18 protein-coding genes and 1 other annotated feature are annotated in these 18573 nt (G+C 54.0%); of the genes, 15 read left to right on the top strand and 3 right to left on the bottom strand.

Features of this window, described 5'->3' with window-relative positions; all coding sequences use genetic code 11:
• Positions 1-85: 85 nt before the first annotated feature.
• Both QWT68_RS12860 and QWT68_RS12865 read left to right on the top strand, forming a co-directional pair.
• Positions 86-1024, top strand: coding sequence for a magnesium transporter CorA family protein (locus tag QWT68_RS12860; protein WP_290148601.1), 939 nt, complete (start codon positions 86-88; stop codon positions 1022-1024).
• A 20-nt stretch (positions 1025-1044) separates the two neighbouring features.
• On the top strand, positions 1045-1653 hold the full coding sequence (locus tag QWT68_RS12865; RefSeq protein WP_040285414.1) for a class I SAM-dependent methyltransferase: 609 nt from the start codon (positions 1045-1047) through the stop codon (positions 1651-1653).
• Positions 1654-1694: 41 nt separating this feature from the next.
• Here QWT68_RS12865 and QWT68_RS12870 read toward each other — a convergent pair whose 3' ends face one another.
• The gene (locus tag QWT68_RS12870) at positions 1695-4118 is read right to left on the bottom strand and encodes a sensor domain-containing protein (protein ID WP_290148602.1); all 2424 of its coding nucleotides are present in this window, start codon (positions 4116-4118) and stop codon (positions 1695-1697) included.
• 305 nt (positions 4119-4423) lie between these two features.
• Between QWT68_RS12870 and scpC the strand changes: the two genes are divergently transcribed.
• Together scpC and QWT68_RS12880 are read left to right on the top strand one after the other, a co-directional pair.
• On the top strand, positions 4424-5944 hold the full coding sequence (scpC, locus tag QWT68_RS12875; RefSeq protein ID WP_290148603.1) for a succinyl-CoA:acetate CoA-transferase ScpC: 1521 nt from the start codon (positions 4424-4426) through the stop codon (positions 5942-5944).
• Positions 5941-6558, top strand: a complete 618-nt coding sequence (locus QWT68_RS12880; protein WP_290148604.1) for an NAD(P)-dependent oxidoreductase — start codon at positions 5941-5943, stop codon at positions 6556-6558. The genes scpC and QWT68_RS12880 overlap by 4 nt, the downstream gene beginning before the upstream one ends.
• A gap of 60 nt (positions 6559-6618) precedes the next feature.
• Here QWT68_RS12880 and mgtE read toward each other — a convergent pair whose 3' ends face one another.
• Positions 6619-8007, bottom strand: a complete 1389-nt coding sequence (mgtE, locus tag QWT68_RS12885) for a magnesium transporter (protein ID WP_052461655.1) — start codon at positions 8005-8007, stop codon at positions 6619-6621.
• Positions 8008-8192: 185 nt separating this feature from the next.
• Here mgtE and QWT68_RS12890 point away from each other — a divergent pair, with 185 nt between their 5' ends.
• From QWT68_RS12890 to QWT68_RS12905, 5 genes are all read left to right on the top strand, one after another.
• Positions 8193-8834, top strand: coding sequence for a transporter substrate-binding domain-containing protein (locus QWT68_RS12890; RefSeq protein WP_425313915.1), 642 nt, complete (start codon positions 8193-8195; stop codon positions 8832-8834).
• Positions 8835-9005 (top strand): transporter substrate-binding domain-containing protein, encoded by a 171-nt coding sequence (locus tag QWT68_RS15615; RefSeq protein ID WP_425313916.1) that lies wholly within the window; start codon positions 8835-8837, stop codon positions 9003-9005.
• Between the two features lie 133 nt (positions 9006-9138).
• Positions 9139-9975 (top strand): transporter substrate-binding domain-containing protein, encoded by an 837-nt coding sequence (locus QWT68_RS12895; protein WP_040285417.1) that lies wholly within the window; start codon positions 9139-9141, stop codon positions 9973-9975.
• Positions 9976-10023: 48 nt separating this feature from the next.
• Positions 10024-10689, top strand: coding sequence for an amino acid ABC transporter permease (locus tag QWT68_RS12900; protein WP_040285653.1), 666 nt, complete (start codon positions 10024-10026; stop codon positions 10687-10689).
• Positions 10690-10703: 14 nt separating this feature from the next.
• A complete protein-coding gene (locus tag QWT68_RS12905; protein WP_040285418.1) occupies positions 10704-11429 on the top strand; it encodes an amino acid ABC transporter ATP-binding protein in 726 nt (241 codons plus the stop codon).
• 46 nt (positions 11430-11475) lie between these two features.
• Here QWT68_RS12905 and rluF read toward each other — a convergent pair whose 3' ends face one another.
• Positions 11476-12180 carry a 23S rRNA pseudouridine(2604) synthase RluF gene (gene rluF / locus QWT68_RS12910; protein WP_290148605.1) on the bottom strand — a complete coding sequence of 235 codons (705 nt, stop codon included), beginning with the start codon at positions 12178-12180 and terminating at the stop codon, positions 11476-11478.
• Between the two features lie 213 nt (positions 12181-12393).
• Positions 12394-12625: a binding site (T-box leader), on the top strand.
• A 40-nt stretch (positions 12626-12665) separates the two neighbouring features.
• Here rluF and QWT68_RS12915 point away from each other — a divergent pair.
• From QWT68_RS12915 to trpA, 6 genes are read left to right on the top strand one after another with little or no spacing between them, the layout of a single operon-like run.
• On the top strand, positions 12666-14069 hold the full coding sequence (locus QWT68_RS12915) for an anthranilate synthase component I family protein (RefSeq protein WP_290148606.1): 1404 nt from the start codon (positions 12666-12668) through the stop codon (positions 14067-14069).
• Positions 14070-14125: 56 nt separating this feature from the next.
• Positions 14126-15154 (top strand): anthranilate phosphoribosyltransferase, encoded by a 1029-nt coding sequence (gene trpD, locus QWT68_RS12920; protein WP_290148607.1) that lies wholly within the window; start codon positions 14126-14128, stop codon positions 15152-15154.
• On the top strand, positions 15154-15942 hold the full coding sequence (gene trpC, locus QWT68_RS12925) for an indole-3-glycerol phosphate synthase TrpC (RefSeq protein WP_040285421.1): 789 nt from the start codon (positions 15154-15156) through the stop codon (positions 15940-15942). The genes trpD and trpC overlap by 1 nt, the downstream gene beginning before the upstream one ends.
• Positions 15942-16550 carry a phosphoribosylanthranilate isomerase gene (locus QWT68_RS12930; protein WP_040285422.1) on the top strand — a complete coding sequence of 203 codons (609 nt, stop codon included), beginning with the start codon at positions 15942-15944 and terminating at the stop codon, positions 16548-16550. Before trpC ends, QWT68_RS12930 begins: the two co-directional genes overlap by 1 nt.
• Before the next feature lie 12 nt (positions 16551-16562).
• The gene (trpB, locus tag QWT68_RS12935) at positions 16563-17759 is read left to right on the top strand and encodes a tryptophan synthase subunit beta (protein WP_082023237.1); all 1197 of its coding nucleotides are present in this window, start codon (positions 16563-16565) and stop codon (positions 17757-17759) included.
• Entirely contained in the window at positions 17756-18538 is a 783-nt protein-coding gene (gene trpA, locus QWT68_RS12940; protein WP_290148608.1) for a tryptophan synthase subunit alpha, read from the top strand. Before trpB ends, trpA begins: the two co-directional genes overlap by 4 nt.
• Positions 18539-18573: the final 35 nt, after the last annotated feature.

Consider the following 18573-nt stretch of genomic DNA (forward strand, 5'->3'; position numbering starts at 1 on the left):
CCTGACTAATCATCGTGACGGGGTTGCCCGTTCCTCAAATGTGGGTAAACTAAATTATAAAGCTATCTGGAAGGGGGAACCCGCCATGTATTTCTCTTTTAAACGAGATGATTGGGAATGGCTCGAAGCAGGGCAGGACGATGATCTGAAGAGCCTGTTGTCCAACCAGACAAAGATGAAAACGAAATGGTTCAAGACATTGGAGAATAGTGAGTTGGATGTCATCGGCAATACGACTGCCATCAAAGGTGAGGAAGCGCTTTGGGGACGGATAACCTATGATCAGAATGTACACGAAAAGAACGAGAACAGGACGTTTGCGTTTTTTCTCAATGTCCAAACACTGCTGACGTCGGAACTTGACCGGACGCTCTTCCCTTCAGAAGCAATGGAAGAGCTGGAAGGGAAAATGGAACAAGCAGACAATGCAGTGCAGGCGTTCATCATTCTGCTGAATACGATTCTCCACAAATTCCTTGAACAGCTGGATAAGTTCGAATGCGGGATGAGAGATCTCATATGGGAATTGAAAAACAATAACAGCAGTGAAGTGCTCGAGCGGATTGCAGAGAGCAAACATGAACTCATCGTCTGGAATAACCTCATCATTCCGCTCGTGGAAATACAGATGACCGTCAGTGAAACCTTTGAAGAAGAACACACGGAAACAGCGGAATACAAGAGGCTCTGCACTCGGCTGGAGCGGATCCGCATGCTGATCTACGAATACCGGAGGGAAGTGGAAGCGCTGACAGACATGGAAAGTCTCGTGTCGAATCACCGGGGGAATGAAATCATGAAGACTTTGACGGTCATCACGACCATCTTCACACCTGCAGCTGTCTTCGGTGCCATCTGGGGTATGAACTTCAAGTCGATTCCCGAGTTCGAATGGGCGCATGGCTATGCATTTTCCCTGGCCGTCATCATATCGTCCACACTCGGGCTCTATATCTACTTAAAGAAAAAGGGCTGGATGGGAGAAATCCTGAAGACCGGTTCCAAGAACAGGATGATCCGATGATCCGGAATGGAGGGGCACGAATGACAGAAGCAGAGCGGGATAGGGAACTCCGTATCCAGACGGAAGGGACTATCGAAATCCTGCAGAATTCCGCGCACTACAACCGGTATGAAGCCACACCGTACGATGTGCTGGACGAATTGTTCTTAGCCTATCCTCTTGAACCCGGAGATCATCTCGTCGACTTCGGCTGCGGAAAAGGCAGGGTGCCGTTCTATTGCTGTGACCGGTTCGGCTGCAGTATCACCGGAATCGATCTGAACGGACGGCTCCTGCAGGAAGCCTATGCCAACTTGGCAAGTTTCAGAAGAGGCGGCAGCAAAAAGCGCAGGGGGGTTATTACATTCGAAGAGGTGAAGGCGGAAAATTATCCGATCCAGCCGGAACAGACCGTCTTCTACTGTTTCAATCCGTTCTCGACCGAGATCTTCAAGTCTGTCGTCCATGGTATTCTCGAATCCCTGGAGGAGGCGCCCCGCCAGGCGGACATACTCTTGTATTATCCGACAGCAGACTATCTGGAGTTCTTAGATGAACAGACACCGTTTGTCCGAAAGGAAGAAATCGCAATTCCGGTTTTAGTGGAGAATGACCCTGACGAACGGGTTGTCATTTACCGACACGAATAAAAAGGGGAAAACACGGAAGGTTCCCGATGTTTTCTCCTTTTTCACCTATTCTCCTGCTCCATGAGCAGCTGAGTCAGTGTATCGGACGGCAGCGGACGTGAGTACAGAAAACCTTGGACTTCGTCACACCGCAGTGTGCTCAGGAAGGATGCCTGCTCGTTTGTTTCCACACCTTCTGCGATGACATCGATACTCAGGTTTTTGGCCAGTTCGATGATTGTCTTGATGATCGCGGTATTGCTGCTGCTCAGATCCTTCAAGAAGATCTGGTCGATCTTCAAATGGGTGATCGGGAAGGTGCTTAAATAACTGAGTGATGAATACCCGGTCCCGAAATCATCGATACTGACACGGATCCCTTCCTCATGCAGCTGCTTCAGTATCTTCTGTGAATAGTGGACATCGGTCGTCATGCTCTCCGTAATCTCGATGTTCAGGAATTGAGGCGCCAGACCCGTCTTTTCCAGAATAGCCAGTACAGAACTGACGAACGAGGGCTGCTTGAACTGGCGGATGGAGACGTTTACGCTGACCCTGCCCAGCAGCAGCCCTGCGTCCTGCCACTGTTTCGCCTGGCGGCATGCAGTTTCCATCACCCACTGACCGATCGGCAGGATCATGCCGCTTTCTTCCGCGATCGGAATGAACTGTCCCGGTGAGATCATGCCTTTTTTCGTATGGTTCCACCGGGCCAATGCTTCCACGCCGGTGATTGTGCCGGTTTTCATGTCATATTGCGGCTGGTAATGCAGTTCGAGTTCATCACGGCTGATCGCCTGCCGCAGATCCATTTCCAGCAGCGTCTTTTCGATCATGTTGCTGTTCATCTCTTCTGTGAAGAACCGGTATGTGCTTTTTCCCTGGTCTTTGGCCGTGAACAGCGCAGTGTCCGCGTTCCGCATGAGTGTATCGTAGTCTTCTCCGTCTGCCGGGAAACGGCTGATCCCGATGCTCGGCGTGATGAACACCTCCAATGAGCCCAGTGTGAACGGTGCGGAAATCTCCTCAAGGATCTGCCGAGCAGCCGCATTCACACGGTCCATGGCGGTTTCCTTCAGCATGATGACGTATTCATCCCCGCCGAGCCGGCTCGCGAGATCATCCGGCTTCAGACAGAGAGTGATCCGCTCGGCGACGGCTTTCAGCACGTTGTCGCCGACGAAATGTCCGAGCGAGTCGTTAATATTCTTAAAACGGTCGAGATCCAGATATAGAATCGAAAATCTCTCCGTACCGCTGTCCATCACTTTAGTGACCTCCGACTTGAACAGGCGGCGGTTCGCAAGTCCTGTCAGAGAATCGTAATAGGCCATATGTTCTGCGAGCTGTTCGGCCTTCTTCCGTTCCGTAATATCCACACACGTCCCGACAACCTCCGTTACAGAGCTGCCGTCAAGGATAGGGGACAAGTAGATGATGAATGTACGGCCGGCGTACGACAGTTCGAACTGGCCCGGTTCCCCGTCAAGCGCAGCGTACAAATACGGCCGTATTCGGGCGGCTTCGTCAGCGCTGAAAGGATGATCTTCTCCTTTGGCGTTCAGCAACTGTGCGGTCAACCCGATTTTTTCACATAACTTCCCTTCAAGCAGGGTGATGCAGATCTGCCCCTGCTCATCCGTTTCATATTTGAAAATGGCGTTCTGTAAGTTCTTCACCGTCTTCCGGAAGTCATTCTTCAGCGCACTCTCCAGCGCCTGCTCCGCCTCGATGCGAGCGGTGATGTCCGTCCGGATCGAAATGTATTCGAATGGCTTTCCACTGGTGTCGGTGAACGGGACGATTGTCGTGTTCATCCAATAAAACGAGCCATCCTTCGCCCGATTCTTCACTTCGCCGCGCCAGATATTTCCGTTTTTGATGGTCGCCCACATGCCTCCGAAGAATTCCTTAGAATGATAGCCTGAATTGATGACGCGGTGTGTTTTGCCGAGGAGCTCGTCTTCCGTGTATTGTGACAGCTCACAGAACTTCGGATTGACATAGCGGATCACGCCGGCTGCATCTGTCACTGCAATGACAGACGCGTGATCCAGAGCGGTCTCCAAATTGTGCAGGACCTGCAGTGTCTGCGTATAGCGTTCACTCGTCAGCTGTTCCGTGGTGATATCCAGATCGACAGAGATATATTGAACCGTTGCACCGGTTTCGTCCCTGACAGGCACCAGTGTTGCCAGAACCCAGTACGAAGTTCCGTCTTTGGCGATGCTCTTCACCTGCTCCTGCCAGACGCCCTGGGCTGTGACACAGGACTCCAGCTGCGAGAGGAACCGCTCTCTGTCGTAGGCTGGATTCAACAGGCCGTATGTTTGATTGATAAGTTCGCATTCCTCATATTTGGACAGTTCACAGAATCGCCGGTTGACGTAGGTAATTCTGCCTTCCGTGTCCATGATGGATACGCAGAATTTATCATCCAGCAGCTGTGTGACGGAATGCAAATTATGGGTTTGACGTAAAACCATTGGACAGGATCCTCTCTTTTTACATAACTGCAGTTCTTTTTAACGAGTTAAAGTCTGTTAGACCTATTTTCTTCAGTATAACACTATATCTTTGTACCTTATATAAGTTTCTTGTGAAAAGAATGTGAAATTACTACCGTTTTCATAGAATTGTGGACCGGGAGGGAGGTGAGGACGGTTGCGGTTCTCCAGCCGGAACGGTACTATATGAATGAAAGCGGCTTGCATAAGGTATATCGGTACAATACCAATGATTTGTATAAAAAATCTAAATATATCAACTTTACAATAAGGAGCTGTCGGAAATGGAAGGACAGTTGGGACGGATCAGAAGAGAGTCGCTGCGGGAGAAAGTCGTGTCAGCCGACGAGGCGGCTTCGTGGATACAGGACGGAATGACATTGGGCCTCAGCGGATTCACACGTGCGGGAGACGCGAAAGCGATACCGGAAGCACTGGTGAAACGGGCGCATGATGAACAATTCAAAGTGAATGTCTTCACGGGCGCGTCACTCGGGCATGATATCGACAAGCTGTTCACAGAAGCGGGAATCGTCAACAAGAGGCTGCCGTTCCAGGCGGATGCCGCAATGCGCAAAGGCATCAACAATGGGGAATTGTTGTTCGTCGATCACCACCTGTCCAATACCTCTGAGTTGGTGCGCGGCGGTGTTCTGCCGCAAATCGATTATGCAGTCCTCGAAGCGGTTGCAATTGCGGAAGACGGGTCGATCATTCCTTCGACATCCATCGGAAATTCCTTGATTTTTGCAGAACATGCGAAGGCGATCATCGTGGAGATCAACGTCGCACACTCTGAAGAATGGGAAGGGGTCCATGATGTCTATGATCCCGGCGTGCTCGGAGACCGTGAACCGATTCCGCTCATGCATCCGGACGAACGGATCGGCACGTACGGCATCCCGGTGGACCCCGATAAAATTGCAGGGATCGTGCTGACCGAGGAATACGATTCATTCTCGACGATCGACCAGCCCGATGCGGAAACGGAGACCATGGCTGGACATCTGCTGCAATTCCTCCGCTCGGAAATCGAAGCGGGCCGGCTGACGAATGAGCTGGCACCGCTTCAGTCGGGAATCGGTTCGCAGGCGAATGCCGTGCTCCATGGTCTGCTGGATTCGGAATTCGAAAATCTCGAACTGTACTCCGAAGTGCTGCAGGATTCGGTCTTTGAACTGATCGACGTGGGAAAAGTGAAATCCGCTTCCTGCACCTCCATCACAGTGACGGAAGAACGGATGGACAAACTGCGGAACAATCTCCCGTTCTATAAAGAGAAAATCATCATGAGGCCGCAGGAAATCTCGAATCATCCGGAAGTCATCCGTCGTCTCGGTACGATCTCCATCAACACGGCACTCGAATTTGATATCTACGGCAACGTCAACTCGACACATGTCACAGGCACGAAGATGATGAACGGCATCGGCGGATCCGGTGACTTTGCACGCAATGCCAGACTGGCGATCTTCGTGACGAAGTCACTTGCGAAGGATGGCGCGATATCGAGCTGCGTTCCGTTCGTCTCCCATGTCGATCATACGGAGCACGATGTAGACATCATTGTGACGGAACAAGGCTATGCGGACCTCCGAGGGCTGGCACCGAAAGAGCGGGTGCCGCTCATCATCGACCGCTGTGCTCATCCTTCCTACCGGGATCAGCTGTGGACGTACTATAAAGAGGCGCTGAGCCGCGGCGGCCATACCCCGCATATTCTGGAGAAGGCACTCGGCTGGCATATCCGGCTGACGGAAACCGGCACGATGCACGAAACTCGGGAAGAAGTGAAACCACTATGAGAATTGCCATGTTCGGCGGTACAGGAAGAGTCGGTTCCCTCATGCTTGCGGCATTGCTGGAAGACGGCCATACTGTCACGGCACTCGTACGGGACCCTGGCAGACTGAAGGCTCATCCGCATCTGACAGTTGTCCAGGGAGATGTGAAGCAGAAGCAGGATGCCCAAAAGACGATCGAAGGAGCGGACTGCGTCGTAAGTGCACTCGGCACAGACAAATCGACAACACTGAGCGAGGCGGTCCCCCATATGATTGCGGGGATGGAACAGGAGGGGATCCGCCGAATCCTGACGATCGGGACAGCGGGCATCCTCAACAGCCGGCTGACGCCAGGGGCACTGCGCTACAATGGCGGTGACTCGAATCGCAAGCTGACAGCTGCAGCGGAAGAGCACCATGCTGCGTACAGCGCGCTTGCCGCATCCAGTCTGGATTGGACAATCGTCTGCCCGACCTATTTACCTGACGGCAGCGAGACAGGTGTATACCGCGTAATGGATGACTGGCTGCCGCCCGACGGCAGACAGATATCGACGGGGGATACCGCCCATTTCGCAGTGAGGGAATTGGTTGAAGGCAAGCATGCGGGACACCGTGTCGGCATTGCTTATTGACAGTCGAAACGGCAAAAAGCTGAGGTGAAAGGTGTATAGACCTTTCGCCTCAGCTTTTTTTCATGTGAGTTTCGATAGGAACATCGTCGCGATGCCGAAATAAATCAGCAATGACAGAATATCGTTCAATGTCGTGATGAGAGGCCCTGACGCGACAGCCGGATCGACTTTGAATCTGTTCAGGATCAGCGGGATGACAGTCCCGGCGATTGTCCCGATGATGAGCGTGCATAGCAGTGATACGCCCACAACAAAGCCGAGAACCGCACTGCCCTGCCAGAAAAAGGCGATGACTGCGATGAGCAGACCGCAGGTGACACCGATCAGGACACCGACGACAAGCTCACGGAGAATGAGCTTGGTCGCCTTTTTCCAGGTCATCTCTTCGGAAGCGAGCCCCCGGACGACGACTGCAAGAGATTGGGTCCCGGTGTTTCCGGTCATCCCGGCAATCATCGGCATGAAGAATGCCAGCGCCACAACTGCTTCCAATGTTTCCTCGAAGCGGGAGATGATGCTGCCCGATACGAGTCCGATGAACAGCAGAAGGATCAGCCAGGGCAGCCTGCGCCTGGCAGCGGTCACTGGTTTCGTCCGGAAGTCGATCGACTTACCGGAAGCCAGCAGCATCTCGATATCCTCATCAGCTTCACGCACGACGATATCGAGCACCTGATCACCGGAAATCGTCCCTACGAGCACCTGGTCCCCCGATACGACGGGGATCGCCTCGAAATCGAACTGACCGATGATCCTGGCGACTTCCTCCTGCTTCATCTGGACGTCGACTGTAATCGGCTGATCCCGCATGATGTCCGAGATTCGGCTGCTGTTTTCCGACAACAGGAGATCGCGGAACGTCACAACGCCAATAAGGCGCTGATTCTCATCGACCACATATAGGTAATTCACAAAATACGCAAGGTTCTCAAACGTTTTCAGTTTCTCCTCCGCTTCACCGACCGTGCTGTCGGGCGAAATCGGGATATACCGGTTCGTCATGACCCGGCCTGCCGTTTTGGGCGGATAATCCATAATGTGCAGGATCGATTCCATTTCTTCACGCCGCATCTGGGCAATGAGATCATCGACTTTGCCCTTTGAGAGGCCAGTCAGCAGGAATGCCAGATCGTTGTTCTGCATCATGTGCAGAATATGTGTCGACCGGTCCGGCCCAATCCGTTCCAGGACAGTGAGCTGTTCGTCTTTGCTTAAATACCGCAGAATGCCGGTAATTTCTTCGATGGACAGCCATTCCAGAAATAGCGGTTTCCGTTTTTTCGGCAGCTCTTTATAATACTCTGCGAGTTCGTGAGGGGGCAGGGTGTGGACAATTTCAAGAAACGTATCTTTTTTGCCTTCACTTAAGACGCGGACAATCGCTCGTTCCAGTTTTTCCTTATCCCAATTCTCCTGTTTTTTCTCCTTGTTGAGCAGTCCCAATTTCATCACCTCAGCTTTTCATCGGTTGCCAGTAAAAATCTCTACTGGGATTATGCCCTGTCTTGCTGCAAAAGAAACAAGCCGGCTTTCATCGTCCAGAAATAAGCAAGAATACAAGAAATCCGATTTCACATTTCAGAAATTTCATGTTTTAATAGACGTTACCCTAAAATAAGGAGTGGATGGAATTCATGAAGAAGTGGTCGATCGGAAGTATGATGCTCGCGGGTGCTCTGCTGCTTGGTGCGTGCGGCGGGGGCTCTGCGGGTTCGGATGACGATGCAGATTACGAGTTGGTGAAGAAAGGGAAGCTGACGTTCGCGTCCAGCGGTGAGTACAAACCGTTCAATTATGAGGAGAACGGAAAGCTGACAGGATTCGATATTGAAATCGGCGAAGCAATCGCTGATAAGCTCGGTCTTGAGCCTGACCCCGTAACAAATCCATTCCAAACAATCCTGCCCGGCCTGGTGGCGAAGAAATATGATGCCATCATCGGCTCGATGGCCTATACGAAAAAACGGGCCGAGCAGGCAGCCTTCACTAAACCCTATTACTATTCAGGCGGCATGATCTGGGTCGCAGAAGACAACAACGATATTAAAACCCCCGAAGACGTGAAAGGGAAGAAAATCGGAGTCGGCGCGGAAACAACCTATGAAAAACCGGCCGAAACACTATCAGATAATCTTCAATACTACAGTGCAGACCAGGTGGCGCTGAAAGACCTGACTGTCGGAAACAGGCTGGACGCCGTTATTACCGCTGACATTGTCGGCTATGAAGCAATCGACAAAGGGTTTGCCATCAAGGAAGTGGGCAAACCGCTCTAGGTGGAACAGCCGTCCATTGCTGTCAGGAAGGACAATGACGGATTGCGGCAGGCGATCGATGATGCATTGCAAGAACTGATCGATGAAGGCACATACAAGGAAATTTCCGAGAAATGGTTTGACCGGGATCTGCTCGATATAGATTTGGAAAACGCAGAATTACTAGAGTGACAGGATGACTGGCAGTAATTGTTACAAAAAGATTACGGTTATTTCAATTTTCACGTTTACAAGAATTCATGCAGGGTAATGGGAGATAGAGTGTCAAAAAAGCCGGATGGCAGACAAAGGGGAGTTTCAGAGAATGGGAAAATTCAAGATGATGCTGCTCATGCTTGCAGCGTCCGTCCTTCTGCTGGCAGCATGCGGCAAAGACGATGACGGCAAAGCGTCAGGCAGCGACAGCGGCTCGAAGGATGCCGGTTATGAATTAGTGAAAAAGGGGAAGTTCACGTACGCAGCAAGCGGTGTGTACAAGCCGTTCAGTTATGAAGATAATGGGAAATTGACAGGGTTCGATATCGAGATCGGTGAAGCGATCGCCGATAAGCTCGGCCTGGACCCAGTGCCAGTCACGAACCCATTCGAGACGATCCTCCAGGGGCTCGTCGCAAAGAAATACGACGCAATCATCGGATCGATGGCCTATACGAAAAAACGGGCCGAGCAGGCTGATTTCACGGAGCCCTATTATTACTCCGGCGGCATGATCTGGGTATCGAAAGACAACGAAGATATCAAAACACCGGAAGATCTGGAAGGAAAGAAGATCGGTGTCGTTGCACAGTCGACCTATGAGGAGCCTGCGAAAGAGCTGTCGGACAATATCCAGTACTACAGCAGTGACGTCGTCGCGCTGAAAGACCTGACTGTCGAAAACCGCCTGGATGCGGTCATCACAGCGGACATTGTCGGCTATGAAGCCATCGATAATGGATTCGCTATCAAGGAAGTCGGCAAGCCACTGTGGGTGGAGCAGCCGTCGATTGCCGTCCGCAAAGACAACAAGGAGTTGACAGAAGCGATCGATAAGGCGCTGAAAGAGCTCGTTGACGAAGGGAAATACAAAGAGATCTCAGAGAAGTGGTTCGACCGCGATCTTCTGGATATCGATCTGGAAGGTGTCGAATTGTTGGAATGAGTGATATGAATGATATGACGGTATGTTTGACAGAGAGTGGGTGTGCCGGTGCCTGAAGTTCTCGTGACGATATATGAAGTGTTCATACGGACGTACAAAGGATTTCTGGAAGCGGGTCTGCTGACAATCGAAATCACGGCAATCGCTGTCGTGATCGGTACATTGCTCGGACTCTTGTTCGCGCTCATGAAAATCTCGAATTCCAAGATCCTGCAGACGATCGCAAATCTATATATCAACATAATCCGCGGGACACCGCTGATTGTGCAGATCATGTTTCTATACTACGGAATCACATCGATCATCATCCTGTCCAACTTCTGGGCCGGAGCGATCGCACTTGGTATCCACAATGGTGCGTACATTGCGGAAATTTTCCGGGGGTCAATCCAGGGGGTCGACAGAGGTCAGCGGGAAGCGAGTCTTGCACTCGGCATGAACCGGACGCAGACGATGCGCCGGATCATCTTTCCGCAAGCCCTTCGGCGGGCCATTCCGCCGCTCGGCAACCAGTTCATCATTACGCTGAAAGACTCCTCACTTGTCTATGTGATCGGTGTATCGGAGCTCTTCGGTCTTGCGAACCGGGAGGCCGCTTCCTCCTTCCTGCCACTTGAGACGTTCCTCGTGGTCGGCCTGTATTACCTCGTGCTCGTCATGATCTTCACAGCGCTGCTCAGATGGTATGAGAACAAACTGGACGTGGACAAATAATGGAGGCAGATACGATGATCAAAGCAGAAAATATCCATAAGTCGTTCGGTAAGCTGGAAGTGCTGAAAGGAATCGACATGGAAGTGCATCCCGGCGAAGTGGTCGTCATGGTCGGTGTCAGCGGATCCGGCAAGAGCACATTCTTGCGCTGCCTCAATTTTCTGGAGCTGACGAACGACGGTGTGATTACAATCGACGGAAAACCGGTCGATCAGAAAAAGGATGACCTGTCGAAAGTCAGGGCGGAAGTCGGTATGGTGTTCCAGCACTTCAACCTCTTCCCGCATAAGACGGTGCTGGAGAATGTCATGGAGGCCCCGGTCATCGTCAAGAAGGAAGACAAAGGCAAGGCGAAGACGAAAGCGATGGAGATTCTTGGGAAAGTCGGCCTGTCCGACAAAGCGGACGTCTACCCGAACAAGCTGTCGGGCGGACAGAAGCAGCGTGTCGCCATCGCCAGGGCCCTCGCGATGGAACCGAAGGCCCTGTTGTTCGACGAGCCGACGTCCGCACTTGACCCGGAACTCGTCGGTGAAGTTCTGCAGGTTATGCAGGAACTCGCGGAAGAAGGGATGACGATGGTCGTCGTCACCCATGAGATGAAGTTCGCGAAAGAAGTGGCGGACCGGATCATCATGCTGAACGAAGGCGTCATCATCGAAGATGCAGATCCCGATACATTTTTCAATCATTCGACAAATGAACGGACGCGGCAGTTCCTTGAAATGGTCAACGTCTGAATCAGAGAAAAAACCGCTGCCTGCAGTTTTATCAGGCAGCGGTTTTTCAGCGTTTCGGCGTATAGTCCAGCTCTTTGAACAAGTTGGTACGTTCCGTCTCCGTCAGGTCCCGCCATTGGCCGACAGGCAGACTTCCGAGCTTGAGATTCATGATACGCATCCGGCGGAGACTGACGACATTGTAGCCGAGCGCTGAGCACATCCGACGTATTTGACGGTTCAACCCCTGTGTCAGGGTGATATTGAATTTCCGGGCACCGAGCTTTTTGACTTTGCAGGGCTTCGTCACCGTATCCAGGATGGCGACCCCCTGTTCCATCTGGCGGATGAAACTGTCCGTGATCGGATGGTCGACCGTCACGATGTATTCCTTCTCGTGCCCATGCTCCTCGCGCAGGATTTCGTTAACGATATCCCCATCGTTCGTCAGAAGCAGCAGGCCATCGGAATCTTTGTCGAGACGGCCGATATGGAAGATGCGCAGCGGATGATTGACGAAATCCACGACGTTCCCTTTCACATGGCGTTCGGTCGTACTCGTGATGCCGACCGGTTTGTTCAGCATGATATAGACGAGCTGCTCTTGTGCGGCAACCGGTTTGCCGTCCACTTCCACCTGGTCGCCTGCAGCCACCTGACTTCCTAACTCCGCGGGCCTGCCGTTGATGACCACCCGTCCTTCGTCGATCCATTTATCCGCTCCGCGGCGTGATACGATGCCCGCTTCGCTCAGGAATTTATTGATACGCATAGTCCGTCCCACTCCATCCCGCTTTTTTTCTATTGTAGCCCGTTTTCAAGCTCCCGACAAAGACTTCGCAAGCGTTTTTGAGTTTTCGGAAAAGAAAATGTTTGACAGACTGATTGTGAAGCGGTAAGATTGGTGACAACTTTCAGATGGGCAGCCGGTGCCGGGAGCGGGACCACCCACGGAGAGCTGAGATTAGCAGAGAAGAGCATAGCTGAGAAATCATCGAATAAGAAAAGTAGCATCACAGCAGGCGCGTACAGAGAGTCGGCAGCTGGTGGAAACCGATCGCACCCGTGATGTGAATGGGCTTAGGAGAGCTGGAGAGACCTAATACTGGTTTTTTCGGACGTCATTCCCTCGTTACGGGAAGTGCACATACAGCACGCAAAGCGGGAATGCGCATGCATTCCAATAGAGGTGGCAACGCGGAATTTCCGTCCTCTGCAAGGAGACTTCATGGTCTTCGGGCAGGGGGCTTTTTGTCGTTGTCCGACAGAACAGGAGAGATGGAGATGGAAGCGGAACGAATGACTAGCAGAGTGACAGAAAAGAAGATGGACGGCAAAGGGCTGACACCTGTACAGCTCCTGAGACGGCTGGGCGGTGAACGGTGTTTCCTGCTCGAGAGTTCGGCAGGTGACGGAGAGCATGCCCGCTATTCATTCATCGGAGCGGATCCGATCAAATCATATAAAGGACGGGCGGACGGACTGCAGGAGATCGACTATCGGAAAGGGACATCGGTCTTTCACGAAGGGGAGCTGTTCAGCTTATTGAAGCAGCTGATTCCGAGAGTCCAGGATGATTCCCCGTTTCCATTCACGGGCGGAGCGGTCGGATACGTCAGCTATGAGGCGGGTGATCCTCAATCTGCCAGTGATGGGGCGGAGCCGAGTGCGCTGTATCACCTCTACGATACAATCATCATTTTCGACCATCAGCTGGATGAAGTGACCGTCCGCCATACGGAACTCACAGAAACGCCGGAAGAAATGGATCTTGAGACGATTGCAGGACGATTGCTCTCGGAAGACGAAAATAAGAGCGGCGGAACGGCTGAATTATCTGCATTCCGGAGCGGCGTATCGCAACGTGAGTTCGAGGCGGATGTCCAGACCGCGCTCGATGTCATCCATGGCGGCGGCGCGGAGCAGATCGTCCTGTCCCGTCGGATGGAAGCGGACGTGACGGGTGATCCGCTTGCAGTCTATGAACGGCTGCGGCAGCAGAACCCATCGCCGTACATGTATTACTTGGAATCCGATGAGCAGATCATCCTCGGCGCCTCCCCGGAAAGTCTTGTCAAAGTGCTGCAGGGAATTGTGCAGACGAACCCGATTGCCGGAACACGGCCGCGCGGGAGAGGCCGTCAGGACGATGAGGCGCTGGAAACTTCTCTTCGGAACGATCCGAAAGAGCTGGCGGAGCACGATATGCTGGTCGAGTCGGGCAAATTGGAGATGGAGCAGTTCTGCGAAAAAGGGACTGTGCGGATTGCTGCGTATCAGGAGACGATCCGGTATGAGCATGTCATGCATCTGGTCTCTGAACTGGAAGGTCAGCTCGCTCCCGGCAATCATGCGGTGGATGCCCTCGAAGCCTGTCTGCCGGCAGGGACAGTGACGGGGAACCCGAAACGCACAGCGATGGAATGGATCCGCAAGATTGAGAGAATGCCAAGAGGCGTCTACGGAGGGGCAATCGGCTATATCGGTCTGAACGGCAATCTGGATGCAGCGCTCGCCATCCGGACAATGATTATCCGGAACGGCCGGGCATACGTACAGGCGGGCGCCGGCATCGTAGCTGCATCGGTTCCGCACAACGAATACTTGGAAACGGTCTACAAGTCAAGATCCCTGACGGCGCTCAGTCGCCAGGACGTGTAAATGACAGCTGTACGACTATGAAAACATGAGATGAGAAGAGACAGGAGAGATGAGTGATGAAAAACTCTACAGAAACAATCCGGGCGAACCGGAATTTGACGTTCAGCGAGATGGAGCAGGCAGCAGAGGAGCTGTTCCGGGAAGAGACGGAAACAGCCGAAATCATCGAGTTCCTGAAAGCACTGGCACAGAAAGGGGAGACCGCCTCCGAAGTTGCCGCACTTGCGTCAGTCATGAATCGTCATGCCATCCGGCCGGATCTGCCGGGAACCCCCTGCTTCGATAACTGCGGCACTGGCGGCGACGGTTCCGGGAGTTTCAATATCAGTACGGCCTCAGCGTTCGTTCTGGCAGCGGCAGGCGTCCGGGTTGCAAAACACGGCAACCGGAAAGTGTCCAGCAGGGCGGGAAGTTTCGATGTACTGGAAGCTCTCGGCATTCCGAATGATCTGAGTATCGCTGAAACCGAAGGGATGATGGAGGAAACAGGGATGGCGTTCCTGTTTGCGCAAGCCTATCATCCGAAATTGAAACGGATCGGAGAAATCCGGCGGCAGATCGGCAGTCCGACAGTCTTCAACCTGGTCGGACCGCTCGCGAACCCGACGACGTTGTCATCCCAATACACGGGCATCTCCCGGAAGGAGTTCGTCATGGATTATGCAGCAGTGCTGAGTATGGCGGGACGGGAGCGGGCAGTGGTCGTCTGTGGTGCGGGCGGACTCGATGAAGCATCGCTGGCGGGCCGCAATACGCTCGTTCTGGCAGACCGCGGAGACCTGATCCCCTTCAGCCTGACACCGGAGGATGCCGGCCTGGCACGCGCCGGTCTTGAGGAAGTGAAGGGCGGTGATGCCGCAGAGAACGCCGGTATCATCCGCTCCGTCCTCGAAGGGAAGCAAGGTCCGAAGCTGGATATCGTGCTGCTGAATGCAGGCATCGGTCTGTTCGCGCAAGGAGCGGTTCCGACGGTGAGGGAAGGTGTCGAAGCTGCGAGAGAGTGCATCTCCAGCGGGAAGGCCGCTCAGCAGCTGTCAGACGTGATCGCCTATTGCCGGCAAGTCGGAAGAAAGGCGGTGGGGTGATGACAATCCTCGATACGATCCTGCAAGAGAAAGAAAAGGAAGTTGCGGAGCTGCTGAAGCAAAAGGGTCCGGTCATCCATCGCACTGACAAACCGCGGCCGTCCCTGCTGCAGACGCTGCGGAAGACGGAGCACCTGCAGGTCATTGCGGAGATCAAACGGGCCTCCCCGTCGAAAGGAGAGATCCAGGCGGCGGTGGACCCGGTGCATCAGGCAAGGCTGTACGAAGAGGCCGGTGCCGCATGCATCTCCGTCCTGACCGATTCGAAGTTCTTCAGCGGTTCCTATGACGACCTGACCGCTGCAGCAGAGGCTGTCGGAATCCCCGTCCTGTGCAAGGATTTCATCATCCATCCAGTCCAGATCGACAGGGCGAAAGCGGCAGGGGCTTCGGTGATCCTTCTGATTGCAGCAGCCTTGCCGGATGCGGAACTGACGGCTTTGTTCGAATATGCGGAATCTCTTGGACTGGAGGTGCTGATGGAAGTGCACAGTGAACAGGAGCTGACGCGTGCACTTGGCACGGGAGCCCGGCTGATCGGCGTCAACAACCGCGACCTGCGGACCTTCGAAGTCGATCTCATCCAGACTGAAAAAATAACCGGGGCATTCCCGTTCGACGGACAGCAAGTACTTATCAGCGAAAGCGGGATTTTCGGCCCGGCTGAGGCCGAACGGGCTGCGGCAGCAGGTGCATCGGGCATCCTCGTTGGTGAAGCGCTTATGAAAAGCCCTGATCCCGTACAGATGCTGCGTACGCTCCAAGTGCAGCGGAAGGAGGACCTGTGATGACGAAAGTGAAAATCTGCGGACTGATGGAAGCGGCCCATGTCCGGGCAGCTGTGCAGGCCGGCGCAGATGCCATCGGGTTCGTATTCGCCCCGTCGAGCAGGCGGATCACGCCGGAAAAGGCGGCCGAGCTGGCACAGGAGATTCCGTCGGCGGTCCTGAAAGTCGGGGTGTTCGTCGATGCCCCGGCGGAAGAGATCCGGAGGACGGCTGAAATCGCCGGGCTCGATATGATCCAGTACCACGGCAGCGAAACGGAAGAGGATATGGCAATCGTCGGACTGCCGGCAGTGAAAGCGATCTCCGTCCGGACCGGCTCGGACCTGAGCAAGGCAGCCGGGAGCCGGGCCATGCCGCTGTTCGATGCCCCGGGACTTGAATATGAAGGCGGCAGCGGCCGGAAGTTCGACTGGGAGCTGCTGGAAGGGTCGGTCTTCGCGGAGCGTCCCTATATCCTCGCAGGCGGCCTGGACGCCGGGAACGTCGGCGAAGCGATCAGGCGATTGAAGCCTGCCATGGTCGACGTGTCAAGCGGTGTTGAATACAACAAGAGAAAAGACGAGCAGCTGATCCGGGCCTTCATCCGCCGGGTGAAGCAGACAAAGTGAGGAGAGATGAGCATGATACAGACAGCAGAGGGTAAAGGTAGATATGGACGGTTTGGCGGACAATACGTCCCTGAAACATTGATGGGTGCATTGGCGGAACTCGAAGAAGCGCACGAAACGGCGATCGCAGATCAGGATTTCCATAAAGAGCTGGACGGATACCTGAAAAATTATGTCGGACGGGAGACCCCCCTCTATTTCGCTTCACGTCTGACAGAAGCTGCAGGAGGAGCCAGGATCTATCTTAAACGGGAAGACCTGAACCATACAGGCGCCCATAAGATCAACAACGCACTCGGCCAGGCACTGCTCGCAAAGCGCATGGGCAAGCGGAAAGTCGTTGCGGAAACCGGCGCCGGGCAGCACGGTGTCGCGACAGCGACCGCATGTGCGCTGCTCGGAATGGATTGTGTCGTGTTCATGGGGGAAGAGGATATCCGCCGTCAGGAGCCGAATGTGTTCCGGATGGAGCTTCTCGGTGCCAAGGTGGAATCGGTCAGCAAGGGATCCGGAACACTGAAAGATGCAGTCAATGAAGCGATGCGCTACTGGGTGGCGAATGTGGAAGACACCCATTACATTCTCGGTTCCGCACTCGGTCCTCATCCGTTCCCGAAAATCGTGAGGGATTTCCAGCAGGTGATCGGCCGGGAGACGAAACGGCAGATCCTTGAAAAAGAGCACCGGCTTCCGGATGCGGTTGTCGCCTGCATTGGAGGCGGCAGCAATGCGATTGGCATGTTCCATCCGTTTGTGGAGGACAGGGAAGTCGCACTGTACGGCGTCGAGGCGGCAGGCGGCGGTCTGTCCACAGGCAAACATGCATCCGCGATGGCGGAAGCGAAAGAAGGCGTGCTGCACGGAGCGTATATGTATGTACTGCAAGACGATGACGGACTTATCCAGGAAGCCCATTCCATTTCGGCCGGGCTGGACTACCCGGCAGCAGGACCGGAACACTGCCACCTGCATGATATCGGCAGAGTGACCTACACGTCAGCAACAGATGCAGAAGCACTGGAAGGACTGCAGCTGCTGTCACGCACGGAAGGGATCATCCCGGCGCTCGAAAGTGCGCATGCCATTCATTTCGCATGCGGGCTTGCGGGAAAGATGAACCCGGAACAGATAGTGGTCGTCTGCCTGTCAGGCCGCGGTGACAAGGATATGCAGACCGTACGGGAAGCACTGGGAGGTGGGAACCGATGACACAGCATACATTGACAGCTGCACTGCAAGAGAAGAAATCAGCAGGACGCCCCTTATTCGTTCCCTATATGATGGCGGGCGACGGCGGTCTCGGTATCCTGCATGAGAGGATCGGGTATCTGGAAGGGATCGGTGCGGATGCAGTGGAGCTCGGCATCCCGTTCTCCGACCCGGCCGCAGACGGGGAAGTCATCCAGGAAGCGGGCGAACGGGCGCTGTCTGCCGGAGTGACGCTTCGCCGTGTCTTGGAGGAACTGACGATGCAGGCGCATGACGTGCCGATTGTCCTGATGACCTACTTGAATCCAGTGCTCGCATATGGTCTCTCCGAGTTTGCGGATGCCTGCGGCCGGGCTGGGGTGAAAGGGCTGATCATCCCGGATCTGCCGCATGAGGAAAGAGAAATGGCAGCGGGTGTTCTGAAAGGGACTGATATTGCGCTGATTCCGCTCATTTCCCTGACAAGTTCGAAGGAGCGGATCGAAAAGATCGCTCGTGATGCGGAAGGGTTCATCTATGCTGTGACCGTCAACGGTGTCACCGGGGTGCGCAGCGGATTTGACGGCAGCCTGTCAGGCCATCTGAAGTCATTACGGGAAATTGCCCGCGTTCCCGTGCTCGCCGGTTTCGGCATTTCATCTCCCGGGCAGATCGTTAAATTCCAACAACTTGCCGATGGCGTCATCGTCGGCAGTGCGGTGGTGAGCGCATTCCACAAAGGGAACCCGGACACCATCCGGCAATTGGCCGAAGCGGGACGGACACCGATCCGCTCCTGAAAGATCCTTGACGGTATCGCCTTGTAAAGAGGAAC

Source organism: Sporosarcina trichiuri, from assembly GCF_030406775.1.
In the GTDB taxonomy this organism is placed as follows: domain Bacteria; phylum Bacillota; class Bacilli; order Bacillales_A; family Planococcaceae; genus Sporosarcina; species Sporosarcina trichiuri.